General features: G+C 45.8%; 22 protein-coding genes. 9 read left to right on the top strand and 13 right to left on the bottom strand.

Translation table 11 applies throughout. The features are described 5' to 3' along the window. Positions 1 to 195 precede the first annotated feature (195 nt). Positions 196 to 1,629, bottom strand: coding sequence for a glyceraldehyde-3-phosphate dehydrogenase (locus AEA42_RS13050; RefSeq protein WP_023267065.1), 1,434 nt, complete (start codon positions 1,627 to 1,629; stop codon positions 196 to 198). Positions 1,630 to 1,835: 206 nt separating this feature from the next. On the opposite strand from AEA42_RS13050, the gene AEA42_RS13045 reads away from it, so the two are divergent. Further along, positions 1,836 to 2,723, top strand: coding sequence for a DUF2989 domain-containing protein (locus AEA42_RS13045; RefSeq protein WP_055647949.1), 888 nt, complete (start codon positions 1,836 to 1,838; stop codon positions 2,721 to 2,723). Between the two features lie 214 nt (positions 2,724 to 2,937). Beyond that, positions 2,938 to 3,948, top strand: a complete 1,011-nt coding sequence (gene gap / locus AEA42_RS13040) for a type I glyceraldehyde-3-phosphate dehydrogenase (protein WP_055647948.1) — start codon at positions 2,938 to 2,940, stop codon at positions 3,946 to 3,948. A 135-nt stretch (positions 3,949 to 4,083) separates the two neighbouring features. On the opposite strand, the gene nadA is transcribed toward gap, so the two are convergent. The 5 genes from nadA to astE all read right to left on the bottom strand — a co-directional run bounded on the left by nadA (position 4,084) and on the right by astE (position 10,275). Next, on the bottom strand, positions 4,084 to 5,157 hold the full coding sequence (gene nadA / locus AEA42_RS13035; protein WP_037418516.1) for a quinolinate synthase NadA: 1,074 nt from the start codon (positions 5,155 to 5,157) through the stop codon (positions 4,084 to 4,086). A gap of 144 nt (positions 5,158 to 5,301) precedes the next feature. Further along, complete coding sequence (locus AEA42_RS13030) at positions 5,302 to 6,909, bottom strand: dihydrolipoyllysine-residue acetyltransferase (protein WP_055647947.1); 1,608 nt, start codon at positions 6,907 to 6,909, stop codon at positions 5,302 to 5,304. A gap of 9 nt (positions 6,910 to 6,918) precedes the next feature. Beyond that, positions 6,919 to 7,896, bottom strand: coding sequence for an alpha-ketoacid dehydrogenase subunit beta (locus AEA42_RS13025; RefSeq protein ID WP_037418512.1), 978 nt, complete (start codon positions 7,894 to 7,896; stop codon positions 6,919 to 6,921). A 3-nt stretch (positions 7,897 to 7,899) separates the two neighbouring features. Next, a complete protein-coding gene (locus tag AEA42_RS13020; protein WP_055647946.1) occupies positions 7,900 to 9,078 on the bottom strand; it encodes a thiamine pyrophosphate-dependent dehydrogenase E1 component subunit alpha in 1,179 nt (392 codons plus the stop codon). A gap of 162 nt (positions 9,079 to 9,240) precedes the next feature. Then, positions 9,241 to 10,275, bottom strand: coding sequence for a succinylglutamate desuccinylase (astE, locus tag AEA42_RS13015; RefSeq protein ID WP_037429768.1), 1,035 nt, complete (start codon positions 10,273 to 10,275; stop codon positions 9,241 to 9,243). A 278-nt stretch (positions 10,276 to 10,553) separates the two neighbouring features. Between astE and msrA the strand changes: the two genes are divergently transcribed. Then, positions 10,554 to 11,033, top strand: coding sequence for a peptide-methionine (S)-S-oxide reductase MsrA (gene msrA / locus AEA42_RS13010; RefSeq protein ID WP_037418505.1), 480 nt, complete (start codon positions 10,554 to 10,556; stop codon positions 11,031 to 11,033). A 121-nt stretch (positions 11,034 to 11,154) separates the two neighbouring features. Here msrA and pgm read toward each other — a convergent pair whose 3' ends face one another. Together pgm and seqA are read right to left on the bottom strand one after the other, a co-directional pair. Then, positions 11,155 to 12,807, bottom strand: coding sequence for a phosphoglucomutase (alpha-D-glucose-1,6-bisphosphate-dependent) (gene pgm, locus AEA42_RS13005; protein ID WP_037429770.1), 1,653 nt, complete (start codon positions 12,805 to 12,807; stop codon positions 11,155 to 11,157). 69 nt (positions 12,808 to 12,876) lie between these two features. Then, positions 12,877 to 13,428: a replication initiation negative regulator SeqA gene (gene seqA / locus AEA42_RS13000; protein WP_037418499.1), complete on the bottom strand. Its 552-nt coding sequence runs from the start codon at positions 13,426 to 13,428 to the stop codon at positions 12,877 to 12,879. A 294-nt stretch (positions 13,429 to 13,722) separates the two neighbouring features. Between seqA and AEA42_RS12995 the strand changes: the two genes are divergently transcribed. The 6 genes from AEA42_RS12995 to efp all read left to right on the top strand — a co-directional run bounded on the left by AEA42_RS12995 (position 13,723) and on the right by efp (position 17,571). Further along, complete coding sequence (locus AEA42_RS12995; RefSeq protein ID WP_037429771.1) at positions 13,723 to 14,499, top strand: alpha/beta fold hydrolase; 777 nt, start codon at positions 13,723 to 13,725, stop codon at positions 14,497 to 14,499. A gap of 101 nt (positions 14,500 to 14,600) precedes the next feature. Next, positions 14,601 to 14,822, top strand: coding sequence for a DUF2788 domain-containing protein (locus tag AEA42_RS12990; protein WP_007648263.1), 222 nt, complete (start codon positions 14,601 to 14,603; stop codon positions 14,820 to 14,822). An 11-nt stretch (positions 14,823 to 14,833) separates the two neighbouring features. Further along, on the top strand, positions 14,834 to 15,106 hold the full coding sequence (ybfE, locus tag AEA42_RS12985) for a LexA regulated protein (protein WP_011072323.1): 273 nt from the start codon (positions 14,834 to 14,836) through the stop codon (positions 15,104 to 15,106). Between the two features lie 55 nt (positions 15,107 to 15,161). Beyond that, positions 15,162 to 15,689 (top strand): flavodoxin FldA, encoded by a 528-nt coding sequence (gene fldA, locus AEA42_RS12980; RefSeq protein ID WP_023265275.1) that lies wholly within the window; start codon positions 15,162 to 15,164, stop codon positions 15,687 to 15,689. 92 nt (positions 15,690 to 15,781) lie between these two features. Beyond that, positions 15,782 to 16,966 carry an elongation factor P maturation arginine rhamnosyltransferase EarP gene (gene earP, locus AEA42_RS12975; protein WP_055647945.1) on the top strand — a complete coding sequence of 395 codons (1,185 nt, stop codon included), beginning with the start codon at positions 15,782 to 15,784 and terminating at the stop codon, positions 16,964 to 16,966. 44 nt (positions 16,967 to 17,010) lie between these two features. Then, positions 17,011 to 17,571, top strand: coding sequence for an elongation factor P (gene efp / locus AEA42_RS12970; protein ID WP_037418480.1), 561 nt, complete (start codon positions 17,011 to 17,013; stop codon positions 17,569 to 17,571). 44 nt (positions 17,572 to 17,615) lie between these two features. On the opposite strand, the gene AEA42_RS12965 is transcribed toward efp, so the two are convergent. Genes AEA42_RS12965 through AEA42_RS12945 form a run of 5 tightly spaced genes read right to left on the bottom strand, consistent with a single transcriptional unit; the run spans position 17,616 to position 22,152 of the window. Next, positions 17,616 to 18,683 carry a chemotaxis response regulator protein-glutamate methylesterase gene (locus tag AEA42_RS12965; protein ID WP_055647944.1) on the bottom strand — a complete coding sequence of 356 codons (1,068 nt, stop codon included), beginning with the start codon at positions 18,681 to 18,683 and terminating at the stop codon, positions 17,616 to 17,618. A gap of 19 nt (positions 18,684 to 18,702) precedes the next feature. Continuing rightward, a complete protein-coding gene (locus tag AEA42_RS12960; RefSeq protein WP_055647943.1) occupies positions 18,703 to 19,311 on the bottom strand; it encodes a chemotaxis protein CheD in 609 nt (202 codons plus the stop codon). A 1-nt stretch (position 19,312) separates the two neighbouring features. Then, on the bottom strand, positions 19,313 to 20,140 hold the full coding sequence (locus tag AEA42_RS12955; RefSeq protein ID WP_037429776.1) for a protein-glutamate O-methyltransferase CheR: 828 nt from the start codon (positions 20,138 to 20,140) through the stop codon (positions 19,313 to 19,315). Continuing rightward, positions 20,137 to 20,673, bottom strand: coding sequence for a chemotaxis protein CheW (locus AEA42_RS12950; RefSeq protein ID WP_055647942.1), 537 nt, complete (start codon positions 20,671 to 20,673; stop codon positions 20,137 to 20,139). The genes AEA42_RS12955 and AEA42_RS12950 overlap by 4 nt, the downstream gene beginning before the upstream one ends. Positions 20,674 to 20,685: 12 nt before the next feature. Beyond that, on the bottom strand, positions 20,686 to 22,152 hold the full coding sequence (locus tag AEA42_RS12945) for a methyl-accepting chemotaxis protein (RefSeq protein WP_231640392.1): 1,467 nt from the start codon (positions 22,150 to 22,152) through the stop codon (positions 20,686 to 20,688). Positions 22,153 to 22,240: the final 88 nt, after the last annotated feature.

Below are 22,240 nucleotides of genomic sequence, written 5' to 3'. Positions count from 1 at the left end.
AACAAATTTGAAATATTGCGCTTAACCACACTGTTTGCCCAATATTCAGCCATAGCGATATAAACTTGCCGATAGAATCAACAATTCACGGATTTGCTCAATAACAATGTCCAGATAAATTGTTATTCAACATAATTGAAGTATAAAAAAGCGCCCTCTCAGGCGCTTTCTCTGTTGTACTTCTGTCTGTCGCAATTAAGCAGGCAGAGACAGCGTTGTTAAGCCTAACATCGTTTGCATCACACCGACTACTTGGCAGCTGTAACCAAATTCGTTGTCATACCATACGTACAGAATGGCGCGTTTACCTTCGGCGATGGTCGCTTGAGAATCAACCACACCCGCGTAGCGAGAACCGACTAAGTCGCTCGATACGATTTCAGTTGAGTCTGTGTAGTCGATTTGGTTCTGCAAGGGTGATTGCAGCGCCGTGTCTTTTAGGTATTCGTTCAATTCGTCTTTGTTGGTCTCAGCATTTAAGTTCATGCTGATGATTGCCATAGACACGTTTGGCGTTGGCACGCGAATCGCGTTGCCTGTCAGTTTGCCCGCTAATACTGGCAGAGCTTTAGCGACGGCTTTCGCTGCGCCCGTTTCAGTGATCACCATGTTTAATGGTGCACTGCGACCGCGACGGTCAGCACTGTGGTAGTTGTCGATCAGGTTTTGATCGTTTGTATATGAGTGAATCGTCTCAACGTGACCATTCTCGATACCGTACTTATCATTTACCGCTTTCAGTACTGGTGTAATGGCGTTAGTGGTGCAGCTCGCTGCAGACACAATGATGTCTTCTGGCGTAATGTCGCCTTCGTTCACACCGTAAACGATGTTCTTGATGGCGCCTTTTGCTGGTGCTGTCAGTAACACTTTGCTTGCACCAGGGCTCTTCAAGTGTAAGCCAAGGCCTGCTTCGTCTTTCCAAATACCCGTGTTGTCTACCACTAAGGCATCTGTAATACCGTATTTAGTGTAATCCACTTCATCTGGTGAGTTTGCGTAAATCACTTGGATATAAGTACCGTTAGCGATGATAGCGTTGTTCTCTTCATCCACTTCAACAGAACCGTTAAATGGACCATGAACAGAGTCACGACGCAGTAAGCTTGCGCGTTTTTCTAAATCGCCCTTCTTACCACCACGTAATACGATTGCACGCAGTCTTAACTTGTTGCTGCGACCAGTACGTTCGATCAGTAAGCGCGCTAATAAGCGGCCAATACGACCAAAACCATACAACACCACATCACGCGGAGCGATATCATCAGCATGATCAATCGCAGCCGCTAATTCGCGTGCCATATAGCTTTCAATTTCGTTGGTATCGGTATGTTCAGCCCAGTATTTGACAGCAAGCTTACCAATATCCACTTTACATTGTTTAACAGCGAGTCTGCTTAAGGCTTGAACAAACGGGAAACTCTCGCGTAAACGTAATTTCTCGCCGACATGACGACGAACTAAACGGTGCGCTTTAATAATCTCAATAGTAGAAGCATTGAGTAATGGCTTACCATAAACCACAACTTCGACGCCTTGGTTACGGTATAACTTGCCCAGCAAAGGTTGCATTGCCTCTGCCATTTCAAAACGTTCTTGCCAACTTTGTAGGTGTTTATCAGCGCTCATTTACAGATCCTTTATCTCACTTTTCAATAAAATATATTGAAAGGTTTGAGTAACATGACGAAAAGACCAATAATCTTATGTAGGTTTTAGGGAAAACCCTCTGTTTTGGTCGGCGCCATTGTAATGAAAACTGACCCAGCTTGCTAGTAAGATATTTTCTGTAAATCTGTAATTTTATTAGAGAAAATTGCATTTTGGAGCGTATTTTGAGACAAAATCTAGTAATAATTACATCATTTACCCTCGCGATAAGCCTTTTCGGTTGTGATAATGGCCGAAAAATCGAAACGATTTGTAAAAATAATCCTGAAATTTGTGCCGATTTGCATAAGGATGGCTGGTGTTTAGCCGAAAAAACAAAGTTGATCCAAAGTCGATACGACCTAAAGGACAATAAAAATCCAACAGGCAAGCAACTCTATCAACAGTTAACTTACCTCGAGGACTATAGTCGATGTATTGAATTGGCCTCGGGTGTTCAGCATATTATCCATACAAGCCGCACAGCTGATAGAGCAAGAGCCTTTCGACTAAGTACACAAAATTTGAGTCAGTTGCAGGATGAAACCCGCGAGCGCCAAGACCCGTTTATGTCTTATTATCAATGGACACGTTTTGGTGACACGGATGCATTAAACCGACTCTTGGCACAAGAAAATGCTGGCGAAGTCACTGAGCCATTTCTTTTAGCGCAAATAGCCACCTACTACAGCAACCGTAATGCCATCAAAGCGCAACAACTCTACCTTACTGTGTTTGCAGAGATCCAATACGCTGACTTTGATCCAAATTGGTTGCTTGGGCTCGCTGCAGCCTATCGCCAAACCCAAGCGCTAGAAAAAACTTACATGCTGACAAAAGCCAATTTACTACTTACGCAGCAGAAGTATTCTGAAGATAAGATGCTAGCCTTAATCGGTGGCAACAAAACGCTGGCGACAAGATTAGATGAATACGCCCAGAACTTGATCAATGCGTTAGAAGATGGCCTCTATTCGACTAGTCCGGTTGCGCTCTGGCTTGCTCCACCTCAGACAGAGATAACACCGCCAGCGGCAACTCCCGTCGAACCAGAGAAGCCAAACTCGCCTTAAAGCTTGGGCCTTAAGTAACGTCGGCAAAATGTTTGCCATCTTGTAATTTTTTATCCAAATGCAGTGCTAAAAAAGGTGTTTTCGCGAGCAATGTAAAAAAAACACCTAATTTGTTAACCAAATCCCGGCAAAATAGCCGAATTAACTTGACGATAGCTGTCAGTTTGGTAATTTTACTACCAGTTGAATTTTATAATCACCAGAGGGATATAAGATGACTATCCGTGTTGCAATAAATGGTTACGGCCGTATCGGTAGAAACGTATTACGCGCCCTGTACGAAAGCGAAAAAGCTTACCCAATCAAAATTGTTGCCATCAACGATTTAGGCGACGCTTCAATCAACGCTCACCTGACAAAATACGATTCTGTACATGGTCGTTTCAATGCCAAAGTTGAACATGATGCTGAAGCAATTTATGTTAACGGTGACAAGATCCTCACTTTCCAAGAGCGCGATCCAGGCAAATTACCTTGGGGCGACCTACAAGTAGACGTGGTATTTGAATGTACCGGTATCTTCACTTCTAAAGATTCTGTTCAACCGCATTTAGCCGCTGGCGCAAAGAAAGTGATTATCTCTGCACCAGGCAAAAACGTTGATGCAACCGTCGTTTACGGTGTGAACAACAATGTGTTGACCGCGGATATGACCGTTATCTCTAACGCGTCATGTACCACTAACTGCTTAGCGCCTTTCGCTAAGCCGTTAAATGACGAAATTGGTATCGAATCAGGTCTGATGACCACCATCCACGCGTATACCAACGACCAACGTTTATCTGACGTATACCACACAGATTTACGCCGTGCCCGCGCAGCGGCACTGTCGATGATCCCAACTAAAACTGGCGCTGCGGCTGCAGTAGGTTTAGTTGTGCCTGAATTACAAGGTAAATTCGATGGTTTAGCGGTACGTGTACCGACTGTTAACGTGTCTTTAGTGGATTTATCTTTCATTGCATCACGTGACACAACCGTTGAAGAAGTTAACGCCATCATCGAGCGTGCAGCAAGCGTAGCACCACTGAGCGAAGTATTGGCCGTCAACAAAGAGCCATTGGTATCTATCGACTTTAACCACAATGCGTTTTCATCTAACTTCGATGCGACGCAAACCCGTGTTAACGGCCGTTTAGTCAAAGTAATGGCTTGGTACGATAACGAATGGGGCTTCAGTAACCGTATGTTAGATAACGCGGTTACGTTAATGAACGCTAAATAATCTCGATTAGCGATTTAGCTAAAGCCCTGCAAATGCAGGGCTTTTTGTTATTTTCCGTATGGCAACTGCAATTAAAAAAATATCCCCGCAAAGCGGGGATATTAATGTTGAAACTCGATGTGCGACTAAAAGCGCTTAGGCATTACCCTTCACTTTCATATTGAGCGTTTTAGCGAAATCGAGCATACGGGTCAGCGGGATTAACGCTTTCACTCGCAAGTCTTCATCAACAAAGATCTCATGGGTGGTTTTGTCGCTATCACTTAATGACGCTTCAATGGCTTTTAAGCCATTCATTGCCATCCAAGGACAGTGGGCACAGCTCTTACAGGTGGCACCGTTACCACCAGTAGGCGCTTCTATCAATGTTTTACCCGGCGCCGCTTGTTGCATTTTGTAAAAAATACCGCGATCGGTCGCGACAATAAAACGCTCGTTAGGCATGGTTTGCGCAGCTTTGATCAACTGACTGGTGGAGCCGACAGCATCCGCCATCGCCACCACACTCGCGGGTGATTCTGGGTGTACCAAAATTGCTGCGTCGGGATAAACGCTTTTCAGATCACGCAGGGCATTCGCTTTAAACTCATCGTGAACGATACAGTCGCCCTGCCACATCAGCATCTCGGCGCCCGTTTGTTTGGCAATATAGCTGCCTAAGTGACGGTCTGGGCCCCAAATGATTTTTTTGCCTTCGCTGTCTAAATGCTCAACAATTTCAAGGGCAATACTCGAGGTCACCACCCAATCGGCACGGGCTTTTACCGCCGCAGACGTGTTGGCGTAAACAACCACGGTATGGTCTGGGTGCGCATCACAGAAGGCGCTGAATTTATCGATGGGGCAACCTAAGTCTAATGAACAGGTCGCCTCCAAGGTTGGCATCAGAATGGTTTTTTCTGGGCTTAAGATTTTGGCAGTTTCACCCATAAACTTCACCCCAGCGACGATTAACGTCTTTGCGGGATGATCGCGGCCAAAGCGCGCCATTTCAAGTGAGTCTGAAACACACCCACCAGTTTCTTCAGCCAACGCTTGAATTTCAGGGTCGGTATAATAATGGGCAACCAATACCGCATCCTTTTCAATCAGCAGCTGCTTGATACGTGCCTTGTAGTCCGCCTTTTCGGCATCGGACAGAGGAATTGGCTTAGGCGGAAACGGATAATCAATAGTTTCGATTGTTGGGGCAAATGGGCTGGGGCTCATAACAAATCCATCAGGATAACAACGTTCGCGAATTATACGTAATTGGGATCAAAAGATTAACCCATTTATGGCCTGCGAATAAAAAAGGACGCTAAATTGCGTCCTTTTTTGCCGGATTGGCTGTAAGTATTGGCTGACAGCCGACTAACGCATGGCTAATAGCATATCCTGCGGTTGCTCAAGGTATTGTTTCCAAAGGTTACAGAAACGAGCAATGGTGCCGCCATCGATAACGCGGTGATCGCCAGACCAACTCACTTGCATGATCTGGCGCGCTTCGACTTCACCTTTCGCATTAAAGCGCGGCAAGGTTTGCAACTTACCAAGCGCAACAATCGCCACCTCTGGCTTATTGATAATTGGTGTTGCGACTGTGCCACCTAAGGCGCCAATATTCGAAATCGAAATGGTGCCGTCTTTAAGATCCGCCGGCGCAACACGGCCGCTACGGGCGGCATTGGTTAAGCGGGTGATCTCGGCCGCAACGTCAAGGATGCTCTTATCTTGTACATCCTTGACGTTTGGTACCAATAATCCCACCTTAGAGTCGACCGCCATACCTATGTTATGACGTGCCTTGTAGGTGATTTCCGTACAATCGGCATTCACTTGGCTGTTAAGCACAGGGAACTGCGTTAAGGCTAACGACATGGCCTTCATAAAGAATGGCATCATGGTCAGCTTAACTTCGTCGGAGGAATACTTGGCCTTCATGCTTTCACGCAGTGCGACTAAGTCTGTCAAATCAAACTCTTCGCAATAGGTGAAGTGTGGAATGGTTGATACCGATTCGACCATCATTTTCGCCATCACGGCTTTCACGCCACGGATAGGCTCAACAATGTCACCCCGTGCAGAACTTGCCACGACGTTAGAGACGGTTGATTGAGTCACACCTGATTGAGTCGGTGCTACAACCACTGGCGCAACGGCAGGCACAGCGCCGCCCTGTGCTTGGAAGCGAGTAATGTCTTCCTTATACACACGGCCATGTTTGCCACTACCAGGTACGCGACTTAAATCGATATCTAAGGCACGTGCCATACGGCGAACGGCTGGGCTGGCTAAGGCTTTACCTTGGCGAGCAGACTCTTGCACCACACTTGCACTCGAACAAGCTGCTGGAGCGGTATTCGCAGCGCCGACGCTTGCTTCCTGTGCATGGCTGACCGGCGCACTAACGCCACCTTCAACCTCAATCGCAAATAGTGGCGCATGTACTTTCGCTAACTGGCCCTTACGGTAGTGCAACTTGACAATTTTGCCCGCTTTGATGGCGGGGATTTGCACTAAGGCTTTATCAGTCATCACATCGGCGATGGGTTGGTCTTCCACCACAGTATCGCCTTCTTGGACTAACCATTCGACCAGTTCACACTCAACAATCCCTTCACCAATATCGGGCAGCAGGAACTCTTCGACGCTGGTACCCGCCACGCTGGCTTGGCTTGCAGATGCTTGAGTAGATGTGTGTGCTTCAGGTTGAGACGCAGCAACAGGCGCAGCTTCGTCAGACTCAACCTGCACGGCATACAGCGGTGCATGCACCTTAGCAATATCGCCTTTGGCGTAATACAACTTAGTCACGACTCCTGCAAAAGGCGCCGGAATTTGCACTAAGGCTTTGTCGGTCATCACATCGGCGATGGGCTGATCTTCCACAATCGTGTCGCCCTCTTGCACCAACCACTCGACGAGTTCGCACTCGACAACGCCTTCACCAATGTCCGGCAAAATAAAATCTTTAATCATACCGGACTCCTAGAAGTTCACTGATGCCTTAATGGCTTCAAAAGTTTTGAGCGCATCGGGCATATATTCTTTTTCGTGGACCAGTGGATATGGGGTATCTAGACCACATACACGGCTGATGGGTGATTCTAAATACAAGAAACACTCCTGCTGAATGGTGGCCGCAATTTCACCCGCAAAACCACCCGTTAATGGTGCTTCATGGTTGATCAGTAAGCGGCCTGTCTTCTTCACAGAATCGGCAACGGTATCTACATCCCAAGGCGCGAGTGTACGCAGGTCGATAATTTCGCAGGAAATCCCCTCTTTTGCTGCCATGTCGGCCGCTTTTTCGATGATTTCCATCTGTGCGCCCCAAGCGACTAAGGTGATATCTTTCCCTTCACGCACCACTTCGGCTTTACCCAGCTCGATTTCATAATCGCCCGCAGGGACTTCTCCCACAGAAGCACGGTATAAACGCTTAGGCTCGAAGAACACCACCGGGTTTTTATCGCGAATAGAGGCTAATAATAAACCTTTGGCTTGAGCAGGATTACGCGGCACAACCACTTTTAAGCCTGGGGTTTGGGTAAAATAGGCTTCTGGCGATTGTGAATGATAATGGCCGCCCGCAATACCGCCACCATAGGGTGTGCGGAACACTAGACTTCCCACATTAAACTCATTACCGCTGCGGTAACGGAATTTAGCCGACTCGTTTACGATCTGGTCAAACGCTGGAAAGATGTAATCAGCAAACTGGATTTCCGCTACGGCAGTCATACCATTAGAGGCTAACCCGTTGGCAAAACCCGCAATACCTTGCTCAGTCAGTGGCGTGTTAAAGCAGCGGCTGCGACCAAACTTTTCCTGCAAACCAGAAGTTGCGCGAAACACGCCGCCAAAGTGGCCAACGTCTTCACCAAACACCACCATGCGCTCATCAGCTTGCATGGCGATTGACAAGGCCTCATTGACGGCCTGTAACATATTCATTTCTGCCACGGCTTATAGCCTCCCTGCACTTTTGGGATAGGATTGCGGATATTTTTTGATGTGTTCTTTAAGATCGCTCAGTTGCTTTTTAAGCGCTGGCGTTGGCTTGTCGTACACGTCTTCAATAATCTCATCCAGCATAGGGATAGGTAATTTTTCCGCGACTTTAACGGCGGCTAACACTTCTTCACGGTACTTTTCGTAACGCTGGGCATCATCAGCCTCGGCTAACCAGCCTTTATTAATCAGCCACAACTTAAAGCGTTTGACTGGATCGTGTTGTTGCCATTTCGCCTCTTCTTCTTTTGAGCGATAACCCGAAGGATCGTCAGAAGATGAGTGGGCGCCAAGACGATAAGTCATAGCTTCAATCAACACGGGGGCATTGTGCTCAATCGCATAGGCACGCGCTTGTTGAGTTGCGGCCAAAACAGCCAGCATATCGTTACCGTCGACGCGAATGGTGTGCATGCCGTAACCCACGCCACGACTGGCAATACCGTTACCGGCAAATTGCTCTTCCGTTGGGGTAGAAATGGCATAACCATTGTTACGGCAGAAGAAAATCACGGGGCATTTTAACACCGCCGCCATATTCAATCCGGCATGGAAATCGCCTTCAGACGCAGCGCCTTCACCGAAATAACAGACAGCAACATTACGTTTGCCCTGCATTTTCAGGCTATAACCGACACCTGTCGCTTGCGGGATTTGCGTGGCCAATGGCGATGAGATGGTTTGGTAGTTTAACGCCGCGCTGCCATAGTGGATTGGCATCTGGCGACCTTTACCTAAGTCCTTCTCATTGCTGAACATTTGGTTCATAAACTGTTCAGTGGTAAAGCCGCGATAACGTAGCGCAGCATGTTCACGGTATTGCGCGAGGATCACATCTTCTTGATCAAGTGCGGCCACGCTACCGACGATCGCTGCTTCTTCACCGGTGCAGGTCATATAGAAGCTGATCCGTCCCTGACGCTGTGCGCCAAGCATACGTTCATCGAGTACCCGCGTGAATACGCAAGTATCGTAAATTTTGGTGGCTAAGGCTTCATCTATTACAGGCAAAACCGCGGTTTCATAGGTAGTGCCATCTGCTTGTAGAATTCGAAGGATAGGAATGTGAAGCGATACCTTATCCAAGAAGCCGACACGGTGCACTGTATCAGTGTTGAGTGTTGCTTTGCTCATATTGTGCTCTTGTTATCTCGTTACGCAGCAGAAGAACCACTGCGCCTAATTTATACGAATATGCCGGATGAACATTACGTTAACGTAAACTACCTATCAACCGTTGGCACAGTTCAAACGACAACTAATCCCCTGTGGGCATGTATATAATGCTTTACAAAACTAGCGAACATCTGGCGCGACTGAAGGGATCAGGCAAATCACAGTGCGATTGCCGATGGGCACCTTGGCATTGGGGAAGACAATCGCTTCAAATTCCTGTTCGACTTTAATTTCCTGTCCACCCTCTCGGGCCAATACAAAGCCTTTAGGGAAAGCTCGGAAGTTTTCGACATCGGTCGCGAAGGTAAATTCAAAATCATCAAAATGTTTGTTAATCACCCGACACACTTGATACAGATTCACCTTATCCGCTGAGAATGGCTCAAGCGCTAAGGGTTTGTCTGTGATAAGGCGCATAAACATCTCTTGGGCGGCAATAAAACGCGTCATATCGTTTTGGCCCATGGGATACACCTTACCTAATTCAATGGTAAAGGCATCGGCGCCATACTGCTCGGAGGAAAAATAGCTAAAGGTGGTTGTCGGCTCATGGTGAAATAACACAGTATCGACGCCACTGGCCGCTAAAAACATGATTTGCTCGGCGCTGTAAGCACGGCCGGGACGATAGGGATAAATCGCAAACTTTTCGTGTTTTGACGCCCGCATCGCCGTGTGTAAATCGTAGTGAATTCGCTGGCGCCCTGAGGCTGCGCCCTTAAAGAAGCGGTCAACATAGGCTTCTAATTTTTTCGCCCGCACCCGCTCAGGATTCACTAATCCCGGTGGATTTGAATGCTCGCCACTAAACAGACGATTCATGTTCTCGTCGATAATGCGAGTGCCGTTATTAATCGCTAAAGGGTTACCAATAAGAAAGAGCGTGCGTTGTTTGGCGATGATTTTTTGTTGGAGAAGCTGTTTGATTAAGGTATTGCAGAGTTCGATGGGGGCGGTTTCATTGCCGTGGACACCGCAGGAGAGAATGACATCCTTACCTTGGGCTTGTGCAGGCTCAAAAACGATGACGCCCGTGTCCCACACCTCGACTCGAGTATGTTCCCCTAAGGCGAAACTAAACTCCTCTCCGAGGGTTTCAGGATTAGCGAGGGTCAGCGCGAGAAAATCCTTCGAATCTAACAGAGCTTGTAACACAGAATTCTCCTTATAATAGCGTGTTAAAGACGGGAGTGATGGCAATAACTGCCTGTTTCATGGCACTTATCGCTACCCGCCTTAAAAAGCGCATCCATACTAACACAAGTTTTTGGGCCGTTACTCCGTCATTCTGGTCAAACAAGCGCATTTCGCGGCAAAACAACAGCATCTTAGCCGCATTTGGTCGACATAGGATTAATTTTGTCGACACACTTGCTTTTAGGCATGAGTTTTATCACAATCCTTAGCCATCTAGACTTCTATCAGGATTTATCATGGCGTTAGCAACTTTCGGTGCCGGCTGTTTTTGGGGCGTGGAGTATTTCTTTAGACAAGTCAACGGCGTGACCAACGCGACCTGCGGCTATATGGGTGGCAATAACGAAGCGACCACCTATGAGGAAGTCAAAAAAGGTAAGACAGGCCATGCTGAAGTCGTGCAAGTAGAATTTGACCCTGCGATTGTCAGCTACGACGAGTTACTGGATGTGTTTTGGAAAAACCACAACCCGACCACGCTCAATATGCAGGGCGGCGATATTGGTACTCAATACCGCAGTACCATTTTCTTCCATGATCGTGAGCAAAAAGCGGCGGCAGAAGCCTCAAAACTGGCCTTTGCCCGTTCAGGTCGTTGGGGATTGCGTCATATCGTCACTGAGATTGTGCCGTTACAGCAATTCCATGTGGCAGAGGAATATCATCAAAACTATATCGATAAGAATAACTTACCGAGTTGCCATATCGAGTACTAGGCTTAGCGATTCAGCTCAAACCTGAATAATTTGATCTTACAATCGCTGCAAATAAAAACGCACTCATAGGATTTCAATGAGTGCGTTTTTTTATCGGTAAAAAGAATGCGTAAACGCTAAATCAGGCGCTGAGGGCCTTATCGATCAGGGCTTGTGCGTCCTTAATGATATCGGCAAGATGTTGCTCACTGATAAAGCTCTCACCGTAAATCTTGAATAACGCCTCAGTGCCCGATGGCCGCGCAGCAAACCAACCATTGGCCGTGGTCACTTTAATGCCACCAATTGAAGCATTATTGCCAGGTGCATGGGTCAATACAGCCTCAATGTTCTCACCCGCCAGCGTAGTGGCGTTTAAGGTCTCGGCATTAAGCTTGGCAAATTTGGCTTTGTTCTCAAGGCTAATTGGGCTGTCGATACGCTTGTAGAAGCTTTGACCAAATTGCGCCACTAATTCTTGATGGCGTTGCCCCGGCGTTTTACCTGTGACCGCAAGCATTTCGGCTGCGAGCAGCACTAAAATAAAACCGTCCTTGTCAGTACACCAAGTCGTGCCATCACGGCGCAGGAACGCGGCGCCCGCACTCTCCTCACCGCCAAAGGCAATGGTTGCCTCAGCTAATCCATCGACAAACCACTTAAAGCCAACGGGGACTTCGAGTAATTTTTTGCCATGGAAGGCACAGATTTTATCGATAAGCGCGCTCGATACCAATGTCTTACCAATGGCTAAGCTATCGCTCCACTCTGGTCTGTGGGTTAGCAGATAATCAATCGCTACTGCTAAATAGTGGTTGGGGTCCATCAGCCCGGTGCCCGGACACACGATGCCGTGTCTATCGTAGTCAGGATCGTTACCCACACATAAATCGAAGGATTCTTTATGGGCCAGTAAACCTGCCATCGCATAGGGAGAAGAGCAATCCATGCGGATCTTGCCGTCCTTATCCAATGACATAAAGCTGAAGCTTGGATCGACCTTATCGTTAACTAAAGTGATATCAATGCCATAGTGCTTGGCAATCGGTGCCCAATAATGAATACCGGAGCCGCCTAATGGATCGACACCCAGCTTAAGTTTAGCCTTAGCGATAGCATGCATATCGACCACATTGACTAAATCCGCGACATATGGGGAGATCAAATCGATGGCATGCACATAACCCGAAGCCAATGCATCTGCATAAGCGAGCTTATTAACGCCCTTGAGCGCTGCGCGCAGGTAATCATTTGCGCGGGACTCAATCCACGCAGTGATATTACCTTCAGCAGGGCCACCATGGGGTGGATTGTATTTAATCCCACCATCCTGCGGTGGATTGTGGGATGGCGTAATAATCAAACCATCGCTTAACGCGGCACCACTTAGTGCCGCCTCGCGATTTGCACAAATAATCGCATGTGACACCACAGGCGTTGGCGTAAAACCATCATGTTGCTGGATATGCACAGTCACCTTATTGGCCGCTAACACTTCAATCGCCGACACGTAAGCCGCATAAGATAAAGCGTGGGTATCGATACCTAAAAACAGCGGGCCTTCGATATTCACCGATTGGCGATAATCGACAACGGCTTGGGTAATCGCCCAAATATGGTCTTGGTTAAAGCTCCCTTGAAATGCAGTTCCGCGATGGCCTGAGGTCCCGAATGTCACACGCTGCTCGGCAGCATCCACATTGGGTTTGATGCTGTAATAATGGCTCATCAGCTTTGGAATATTCACCAGATCCGTCTGACTCGCGGTTTGTCCTGCCCGTTGATGTATTGCCACCTGATCCTCTCCTACTGGAAAATCGGTTATTAAATGGAAACGCCGCATCATTGCGGCGTCGATAAGTCGTTATACGCGTTCGGCAATGCCGTTGGCGATTTGGGCATCACAGCCCAATTGCACCAAGGCCTCGGCTAAAATTGTCCGTTTTTTTGCAGTATTGTTGTTGGTCGTTACCCAAAATCCGGTATTACCGATTTCCTTCGGATTTGCGGTGGCGCTAGCCTTGAGTAACTCCTCACGAGAGCGCGCAAAGTAGAGACGATCGCGCCCTTGGATCTGTAAAATTTGCGAAAACTGGGCTTTGTTAAGTTGATACAAGCTCTCGAGCAAAAATAAGAAGCGGCCCACCGCGCCTTTTTGTTGTTCTAACTTATGTTCATCAACCAATTGATTAAAATCGATGACAGACTCGAAGCTTTCTACTTGCGGAACGCTCTGTGGCTCAGGCGTTACCACCTCTAAACTCGGTTGGCTGATCGACTGTGGCTGTGACTGTTCAACCGCATCGACGGACAGGCCGAGTAATCGACGGAGAATATCAGAGGCACTCTCACCAATACGTTCCGTTTTGCTGGCAATATGACGATAGAGCTCTTCATCCACTTCGATGTATTTCATAACCTTATTATCCTTTGTTATTCGATAGGCTTACCGAAAAAGTGCACCACAGGCGATCCTAGCAAAGGATCTGTGCGATCGTTGCCTCAGTGTATCTATCTCTATCAATCTGATAAAGCATCATTAATCTAAAAATGCGTGAAATCGCACATCAAATTAGCACAACGATGTTAATCGCTGAAAAAGCCAGCAAGTTGAAGGTTCTTAATTTCAAAACCGCCACAAGACTTGTCAAACTTAACGCATTGAAGGCACAATTCGCGCAACGTTAGGTACCATAGCACAGGCTATTCCATGAATTTTGTATCTTCTGGTCAAGGAGAAGCTGTCCTCCTTATCCATGGTCTCTTTGGCAATTTAGATAATCTTAAAGGCTTAGGTCAAGTTATCGAAACCCATCATCAAGTCATCCGCGTTGATGTACCTAATCACGGCTTAAGTGAACATTGGCAACAGATGGATTACCCAAGCTTAGCGAAAGCGATGGTGGATTTACTCGATGATCTCAAGCTTGAGCGCGTGCATATTATGGGACATTCCATGGGTGGGAAAATTGCCATGGCAACGGCCCTAGCCTATCCAGAACGCATCATCAGCATGGTTGCCGCTGATATTGCCCCAGTTGCTTATCAGCCACGCCATGATGCGGTATTTGCCGCACTCGAAAGTTTGCCACTTGAAGGCCACACCGATCGCCGTTTTGCCTTGGCCCATTTAACCCATAGCGGCATTGATGAAGCGACAGCCCAATTTCTTCTCAAAAATTTGCAACGGACTGAGACAGGCTTTCGTTGGAAAATGAATTTAAGCGGCTTAAAAGCGTGTTATCCCAATATTATTGGTTGGCATAATCTTGTAGAAGAAAAGCGCCAAACTTACCACGGCCCCAGCCTCTTTATCCGCGGAGGAGACTCAAACTATGTCACTGGTGAACATAGAAATGCCATCATGACACAATTCCCATTGGCACAAGCAAAAACCCTTGAAGGGTGTGGCCATTGGTTACATGCGCAAAAACCTACCATTTTTAACCGGATTGTGTCTGAATTTATTGACAAACACACGGTGTAAATGACAACGATTCTCGACCTAAATCATATAGCCGACACCTTGTTGATGTGATATATTCGCGCCTCTTTTAGCCTTAGAACACTCTAGAGGACTAAGAAAGTATGTTATCTCAGTACATGGAACAAATTGAGACCATCGGCTTGAACCTGTTTTTTGCCGCGATATTTTTCTTTATCGGCATGGCCATCCACGATGTGCTAAAACAAGGTAACGTACCGAAATTCGGTCGATTTATTGTTTGGTTAGTGTTATTTCTCGGCTGCGCCGGGTTTATTGCAAAAGGTATTATCCAGATGTCTTGGGAAGGTTCAGGCATCGGTTAAACAATAAGAACATGGCAAAAGAAGCAACAGATAGAACGACCATTGACCTTTTTGCCAATGAAAAGCGACGGGGACGCCCACGTAGCAATCCTTTGTCCCGTAGCCAGCAACTTAAGGTCAATAAGCGCAACCAGATCCAGCGGGATAAAGCCAAAGGATTAAAGCGAATAGAGTTAAAGGTGTCACAAGATTTATATGACGCCTTGAATGAGCGGGCATTGGCCAGTAACATCAGCCGAAGCCAGTTAATCGAATTAATTCTTCAGCAAAAAATAGAATGCTGAGCAATCGATAGCAGCAAGATTAACGTATAAGTGAACTAGACATAAAGGATAGACAATGGCAACTGTAGGTCTTTTTTTCGGTAGCGACACAGGCAACACCGAAGCTGTCGCCAAGATGATCCAGAAGAAACTGGGTAAGAAAATGGTTGAGGTGAAAGATATCGCCAAAAGTACCAAAGAACAGATCGCAGAATACGACCTGCTGCTGTTCGGTATCCCAACCTGGTATTATGGTGAAGCACAGTGTGACTGGGATGACTTTTTTCCTGAGTTAGAACAGATTGATTTTACAGACAAACTGGTTGCTATTTTCGGTTGTGGTGATCAAGAAGACTACGCGGAATATTTCCTCGATGCCATGGGCATGATTGGCGATATCGTTCAAGCCCGTGGTGGTATTATCATTGGACATTGGCCTACTGCAGGTTACAACTTCGAAGCTTCTAAAGGCTTAGTGGATGACGATCACTTCATCGGTTTAGGGATTGACGAAGACCGTCAACCAGAGCTGACCGAAGAGCGTGTTGATGCTTGGGTCAAACAAATCTACGAAGAAATGTGTTTAGCAGAACTCGAAGACTAAGCCTAGTTTCATCGAGTGAGCTGTGTAAAAAAAGTGGCCCAATGCCGCTTTTTTTACATTTGTTCTCCACGTAAATTAAAGCGATATTTCCAATGGTAGCTCCCCAACATCCCCACTGGGATATCTTCTGTACTGTCGTCGATAACTACGGTGATATTGGCGTTACTTGGCGTTTAGCCAAACAGTTAGTCAATGAATATCAGATCCCTATTAAGCTTTGGGTCGATGACTTAAACAGTTTTTCGCATATTTTACCGGCCCTTGACTCTAACCTCACTTGCCAGATTTTTCATGGCGTGACTATCCTTCATTGGACTACGCCCTTACCTTTGGTATATGAGCCAGGCGAAGTGTTAATTGAAGCCTTCGCCTGCGAATTACCCGATGTAGTGAAGCAACAACTTGCTGAACTGCATATTAAAACACCAAAATCTGTGCCTTTATGGCTTAATTTAGAGTATTTAAGCGCTGAAGATTGGGTCGATGGCTGCCATGGTTTACCCTCGATGCAGGCAAGCGGCATTAGAAAGTATTTCTTTTTCCCGGGCTTTACACCTAAGACGGGTGGACTGATTTGTGAGCGGGAGCTATTTGCCGAGCGCGATTCATGGCAACAGGATAGCGCCAATAAGCTGCAATTATTTGAGCGTCTTGGTCTTAAGGATATTGAAGCGCAAGATACTGTCTATAGCGTCTTTAGTTATGAAACCGAGTCGCTCCCTGCCATATGTGAACTCTGGCAAGCCACGGCCAAACGCGATGGAAAAATTCACGCCCTTATCCCCAAAGGCCGCAGCTTAAACAGTTTGCAGCACATATTGCCCTGCCCTATAGAGGAATTAATACCTGGGCAGCAAATTAAACTGGGGAATTTAACCCTGCATATCTTGCCGATGACCGATCAACAGGGATTTGACCGCCTGCTATGGAGCTGCGACGTTAATATTGTCCGCGGTGAAGATAGCTTCTTACGGGCCCAATGGGCGGCAAAACCTTTTATTTGGCATATTTATCCGCAAGAAGATGATTATCATCTAATAAAATTAGAAGCTTTTATTCGACTTTACTGCGATAATCTGCCCCCTGATATTGCTGACACTTGGTCTAAATTGAACGTTGCATTTAACCAAGGAGAGCAATCCGCCGTGAAAACTCACTGGCAAAACCTAAATCCAGTCTGTTTGCCACTCTTACAACATGCTAAAGAATGGCCAATTGACGCAATAAATGCTGCAGATCTTGCAACTCGGCTAGTCCAATTTGTGAAAAAAAGCTAAGATGCTGCGCTGATATAGAAAATCGACATATAGGAAATTGTGTAATGAAAACTGCTCATGAAATCCGTCCTGGTAACGTGATCATGTTTGAAGGCAGCCCATGGGTTGTACAGAAAACAGAAACAACTCGTTCTGGCCGTAACGCTGCCATCGTTAAGTTAAAGCTGAAAAACTTACTGCTTAACTCTGGTACTGAAACCACTTTTAAAGGTGAAGATAAGTTAGACGATATTATCCTAGATCGTCTGGATTGTACTTATTCTTACTTTGCTGATCCTATGTATGTATTCATGGATGCAGAATACAACCAATACGACGTAGAAGCTGAAAACTTAGGTGATGCAGCAGCTTACATCGTTGACGGTATGGAAGAAACTTGCCAAGTGACTTTCTACGAAGGCAAAGCAATTTCTGTAGAAATGCCAACCACTATCGTACGTGAAGTGATCTACACTGAGCCATCAGCTCGTGGCGATACTTCAGGTAAAGTAATGAAGCCAGCAACTATCACTGGTGGCGGCACTATCAGCGTGGCTGACTTTGTGAAAGTTGGCGACAAGATTGAAATCGATACCCGTACTGGCGAATTTAAAAAGCGCGTATAACCGCCTTTTTTCGTCAGAGAAAGCCAGTGTCCGCACTGGCTTTTTTATTCTTTGGTAAATGCAATAATTTCCTCAGCAATATTGCTTAAAGCAACCTGCCGACTGACTGCGCCGAGCTTCACAGCCTCTTTTGGCATACCATAAACCACACAACTGGCTTCATCCTGTGCCAATGTTGTGGCTCCAGCATGATGCATATCTAGCAAACCCCGAGCACCATCGTCCCCCATACCAGTCATAATTATGCCTAGGGCATTTTTACCCGCAGCATTAGCGACTGAACGAAACAACACATCAACCGAGGGGCGATGCCGACTGACCAACGGTCCGTCCTTAAGCTGAACACGATATTGAGCACCACTACGTTGTAGCAGCATGTGCTTGCCGCCGTTAGCAATGAGCACAAGACCCGGCATCACTCTATCGTTATCTTCGGCTTCTTTCACTTCCATTTCACATAAACTATTTAACCTACTAGCAAAGGCCGCCGTAAAATGCTCTGGCATATGTTGGACAACAACAATACCGGCACTTGTACGTGGCAATGCCGTTAACACGCACTCAAGTGCATGGGTTCCACCCGTTGAAGTTCCGAGTGCAACAACCCGATCCGTGGTTTGGTGTAGCGCATGGTTTGTTGATGTTAACACTACATCGGCGTTATGTTTCGCGGCGACAGGCATTTTTGTGGGGGTATTAACACGCAATTTTGATACTGATGCTTTAGCTGCAGCACGCACGGACTGGAGTAAACGGGCTTGTGATTCCTCCAAAAATCCCTTCAATCCTAATTTAGGTTTAGTAATGATATCAACCGCTCCCGCGGCAAGTGCAGCAATAGTCACTGAAGCACCTTGCTCAGTGAGTGTTGAGCAAATCACGACAGGGGTTGGCCTTTCAGCCATCACTTTTTTTAAGAAAGTAATGCCATCCATTCTTGGCATTTCAATATCAAGAATAATGACATCGGGCCATTGCTGTTCAAATAATTTAAGCGCAAACAACGGATCCCGAGCACAGCCTAATAAGGTAATATCAGGCTGGTTAGCTAACATGCTGCTGATCACTTGTCTGACAACTGCTGAGTCATCGACTATGGCGACATTAATCACAAAGCCCCCTTAAGTCTTGTTAATCCGACCAAATCACCACCGAGTTATTAGAGGTACGCATATCTTCACTCGCTTTATTAAAATATCGGTATTCTTCATCCTGAAGTGACGCAATTTCTTCATATTTATTCTCGATTAAACTGCGATACACCGAATAATCCGACGGATCGAAATAAATTATTCGACCAGAATGGCCTCCAAGATCTTCACTAATAACAGGGATTCGTTCACGTTGTAGAAACTGTCTAACAAAATCAATATTCATCCCGCCAATATCATAGTGATTAAGGATATTGTCAGCACACAAAGATAAAACATTCGCGCCTCCAAATATTTTACTCTGCAAATATTGCCGCTGTGCTCCTAACTTTAGCATGGCATTGATTAAGATCTCCATGGCATGAACACCATAGTAACCTGCGCGAGAATCAAGAAAATGTGTAAGCTTGCGCCGATCAGCAGCCAATAAAAAGTGATTCATTCCAATGACCTGAGCCTTGGGATCAAATAAACATACTGCCACACATGAGCCCAATAATGTCTTTATGACTTCGTTTTTCGCCGTCACATAATGCTCACCAGGGCCAATCATGATTACTGTTCTTTGATTTAAGGCTATCTTTTCCACATCAAATCCTTTGATAGATAGAAGGTTTAATCTGCTTTAACCCATGTTTTACGTGCATCAAGGATTCGGTATGTGAAATAAACAAATAACCACCGACTTTCAACTGCTTTATTACATGGTTTATGACCCTTTGCTTAGACTCAGCATCAAAATAAATCATTACATTACGAATAAAGATTAAGTCGCACATCCCGACACTTTCACAGGATTGAGTCAGATTCATCGCAAAAAAGCTAACTTTACTCTTTAAGCTTTGGTCAATTAAAAATGTACCGTTTTGCTTACCCACCCCCTTTAAGCAATACTTCTGTAATCTCTCAAAGCCGATGGCGTCATTACGTTCAAGGGGATAATGTGCCATTTCAGCCTTCGCTAGCACCCGCTGGCTAATATCAGACCCCTGCACTTGCCAGTGACCATCAATCCCTAAATGATCCGCCAACAGCATGGCTAAGCTGTAAGCCTCCTCTCCAGATGAACAAGCTGCTGACCATACCTGCCAGCTTTTTTTTTGTGGATGTGTTTTTATTAGGTGTTTAACAAATTCAAAATGCTCTATTTCACGAAAAAAGAACGTTTCATTGGTCGTCAAAGCATCTATAAAATGATGATATTCAATATGTTCAGAGTGTTTTTTGACGAACTCAAAGTAATCTCCATAGTTTTCATAACCGGTTTCTTTTAGGCGTCGACATAATCGACTAGCCACCAATGATTTTTTAATGTCGCTCAAGAATATACCGGCCTCCTCATACAAAAATTGCCGGATATGTTCAAATTCCCTTTGCGTTAAGGCGGTATGTTCAAGCTGCAACGGTGAGGACTTCATAGTGCTTCATCAGTGGCATCAGCTGCATGAAAATTGAGTTGGCTAATTGCACTAATGTCGGCCACCGACAGCACATAATTGATATCAAGTAATATCATAAAATGTTCGCCAACTCGCCCCATTGCGCGAATGAAGTCAACTCTGAGATCGGCACCAAAATCCGGTGGCGGCTGTGTATGTTCATCATCAATTTCAAGGATTTCATTCACTTCATCCACTAACATCCCAATGGTTTGCTGCTCATCTTCGTGACTGACTTCTACCAATACAATACAACTTTTTTTTGAGATGACCGTTGTCAGACGCCCTAGCCTTTTTGACAAATCAATAACAGGAACGACCTTACCTCGTAAATTAATAATACCGCACAAAAATTCTGGCATCATAGGCACCCGCGTAATGCCTTCAATTTCAATGATCTCTTTTACATCTAAAATACCAATTGCAAAGGTATCATTCCCTGACTGAAAGGTAAGATATTGGGTAATATCTCCCACTGAATTGGCCTTTATCTCATTCACTAATTGATTCATGATAGGCCCCTATCAGAATCGTTCGAAATCGGTACGTTCAACATGTTGCTTAGCTTTGGCTGTCTTACGCCCAGAAGCTGCCATTACTGTTGATTTACCTTGATGAGATCTTTCACTACTGATGGCAAGTTTAAAAAACTCTACTGCGTCAAGTAGTTGATTAGCCTGACCGTTTAACTCCTCTGATGTCGCGGCTAACTCTTCTGACGCAGATGCATTCTGCTGTGTGGCTTTATCAAGCTGTAACATAGAGTCATTAATCTGGCTGATCCCAATAGCTTGTTCCTCAGAGGAGGAACTAATTTCCTGAACCAAATCAGATGTTTTTTGGATATTAGGCACAATATTAGCGATCAAACGGCCAGCATTTTCAGCAATACCAACACTTTCACTGGCTAGTTTATTAATTTCTTGTGCCGTTAAGCTGCTGTTTTCAGCTAATTTTCTAACCTCGGAGGCGACAACGGTAAAGCCTTTACCATGTTCACCAGCACGGGCCGCCTCAATGGCCGCATTGAGACTTAATAGATTAGTTTTATATGCAATGTCTTCTATTAGGCTAATTTTCGCCGCAATCTGTTTCATTGCGGCAACGGTTTGTTCTACCGCTATTCCACCTTGTCGTGCTTCTTCAGCGGCTACCGTTGCCATATTATTGGTAACCCTAGCATTTTCGGAGTTCTGCTGGACAGATGCATTTAACTCTTCAACGGCACTGGTCGTCTCTTCGACACTAGCAGCCTGCTCTGTTGCTCCTTGGCTTAGACTTTGAGCGGTACTACTGACCTGTGAAGAAGCACTAGACAAATTATCTGCACCACTTCGAACCTGAGCAATCACAGAAGTAAGACTATCAATCATATCAATCATCGCCTTATAAACCCCCGTCGCATTTTCACGCTGTTTTAGCTCTACCGTTAAGTCTCCGTTAGCGATTGCGCGCGCAATCGTTTCCATATCACGAGGTTCTCCGCCCAACGGTTTTTTAATTAACTTCACTAAAAACCATGCCAAGAAAATGCCGATCAAAATAGCGGCGATAGATACACTAATAACAGTGGTAAGGGTCTGCTCATTCTGTGCTTTAACAATAGGACCAAGGGCATCTTGCCTTTTTTGGATGGTTAATTTGATATCTTCAGTTTGGCGCGCAACATCAGCACCGATACGGTCGAGTTGATTTTGCACAATATCGTTTCTTTCGCTAATAGTGCTATAAACTGACTTTAACGAAGACGCATAATTGTCAATGCTGCTGGTAAATTGTAATAATTTTGATTGTGCATCTAGATCTATTGCCACAGTTTTTAAGGCAGAAAGACGCTCTCCCTTAGCTAAATCAATAGCCATCAGCGCCTGCTGTAAATCGGCATCTAAATTTGTTTCAAGGAATTTAGATGCTGCTAAACGAGCAGTCAATATCGATTCGAGCACAGAACCCTGAAGGATCCCCTCATAAATCAGCCATAGCATAGCCATATTTGAGCAACTGATTGGCGAATAATACCCAGGCCGCCAGCAATTCTTTCTCCGTGATTTGATAATCAGGCCGCCTGAGTACCTCCAA

This window comes from Shewanella sp. Sh95 (assembly GCF_001308045.1).
GTDB classification, from domain to species: Bacteria; Pseudomonadota; Gammaproteobacteria; order Enterobacterales; family Shewanellaceae; genus Shewanella; species Shewanella xiamenensis.
This window is presented reverse-complemented; position numbering and strand designations above follow the sequence as displayed.

What these genes read in the sequence shown, in the direction of transcription:
- AEA42_RS13050 (WP_023267065.1), bottom strand. Translation starts at nt 1,629, where the DNA reads ATGAGCGCTGATAAACACCTACAAAGTTGGCAAGAACGTTTTGAAATG.
- gap (WP_055647948.1), top strand. Translation starts at nt 2,938, where the DNA reads ATGACTATCCGTGTTGCAATAAATGGTTACGGCCGTATCGGTAGAAAC.
- nadA (WP_037418516.1), bottom strand. Translation starts at nt 5,157, where the DNA reads ATGAGCCCCAGCCCATTTGCCCCAACAATCGAAACTATTGATTATCCG.
- AEA42_RS13030 (WP_055647947.1), bottom strand. Translation starts at nt 6,909, where the DNA reads ATGATTAAAGATTTTATTTTGCCGGACATTGGTGAAGGCGTTGTCGAG.
- AEA42_RS13020 (WP_055647946.1), bottom strand. Translation starts at nt 9,078, where the DNA reads ATGAGCAAAGCAACACTCAACACTGATACAGTGCACCGTGTCGGCTTC.
- msrA (WP_037418505.1), top strand. Translation starts at nt 10,554, where the DNA reads ATGGCGTTAGCAACTTTCGGTGCCGGCTGTTTTTGGGGCGTGGAGTAT.
- seqA (WP_037418499.1), bottom strand. Translation starts at nt 13,428, where the DNA reads ATGAAATACATCGAAGTGGATGAAGAGCTCTATCGTCATATTGCCAGC.
- AEA42_RS12995 (WP_037429771.1), top strand. Translation starts at nt 13,723, where the DNA reads ATGAATTTTGTATCTTCTGGTCAAGGAGAAGCTGTCCTCCTTATCCAT.
- AEA42_RS12990 (WP_007648263.1), top strand. Translation starts at nt 14,601, where the DNA reads ATGTTATCTCAGTACATGGAACAAATTGAGACCATCGGCTTGAACCTG.
- ybfE (WP_011072323.1), top strand. Translation starts at nt 14,834, where the DNA reads ATGGCAAAAGAAGCAACAGATAGAACGACCATTGACCTTTTTGCCAAT.
- fldA (WP_023265275.1), top strand. Translation starts at nt 15,162, where the DNA reads ATGGCAACTGTAGGTCTTTTTTTCGGTAGCGACACAGGCAACACCGAA.
- earP (WP_055647945.1), top strand. Translation starts at nt 15,782, where the DNA reads ATGGTAGCTCCCCAACATCCCCACTGGGATATCTTCTGTACTGTCGTC.
- efp (WP_037418480.1), top strand. Translation starts at nt 17,011, where the DNA reads ATGAAAACTGCTCATGAAATCCGTCCTGGTAACGTGATCATGTTTGAA.
- AEA42_RS12955 (WP_037429776.1), bottom strand. Translation starts at nt 20,140, where the DNA reads ATGAAGTCCTCACCGTTGCAGCTTGAACATACCGCCTTAACGCAAAGG.
- AEA42_RS12950 (WP_055647942.1), bottom strand. Translation starts at nt 20,673, where the DNA reads ATGAATCAATTAGTGAATGAGATAAAGGCCAATTCAGTGGGAGATATT.
- AEA42_RS12945 (WP_231640392.1), bottom strand. Translation starts at nt 22,152, where the DNA reads ATGGCTATGCTATGGCTGATTTATGAGGGGATCCTTCAGGGTTCTGTG.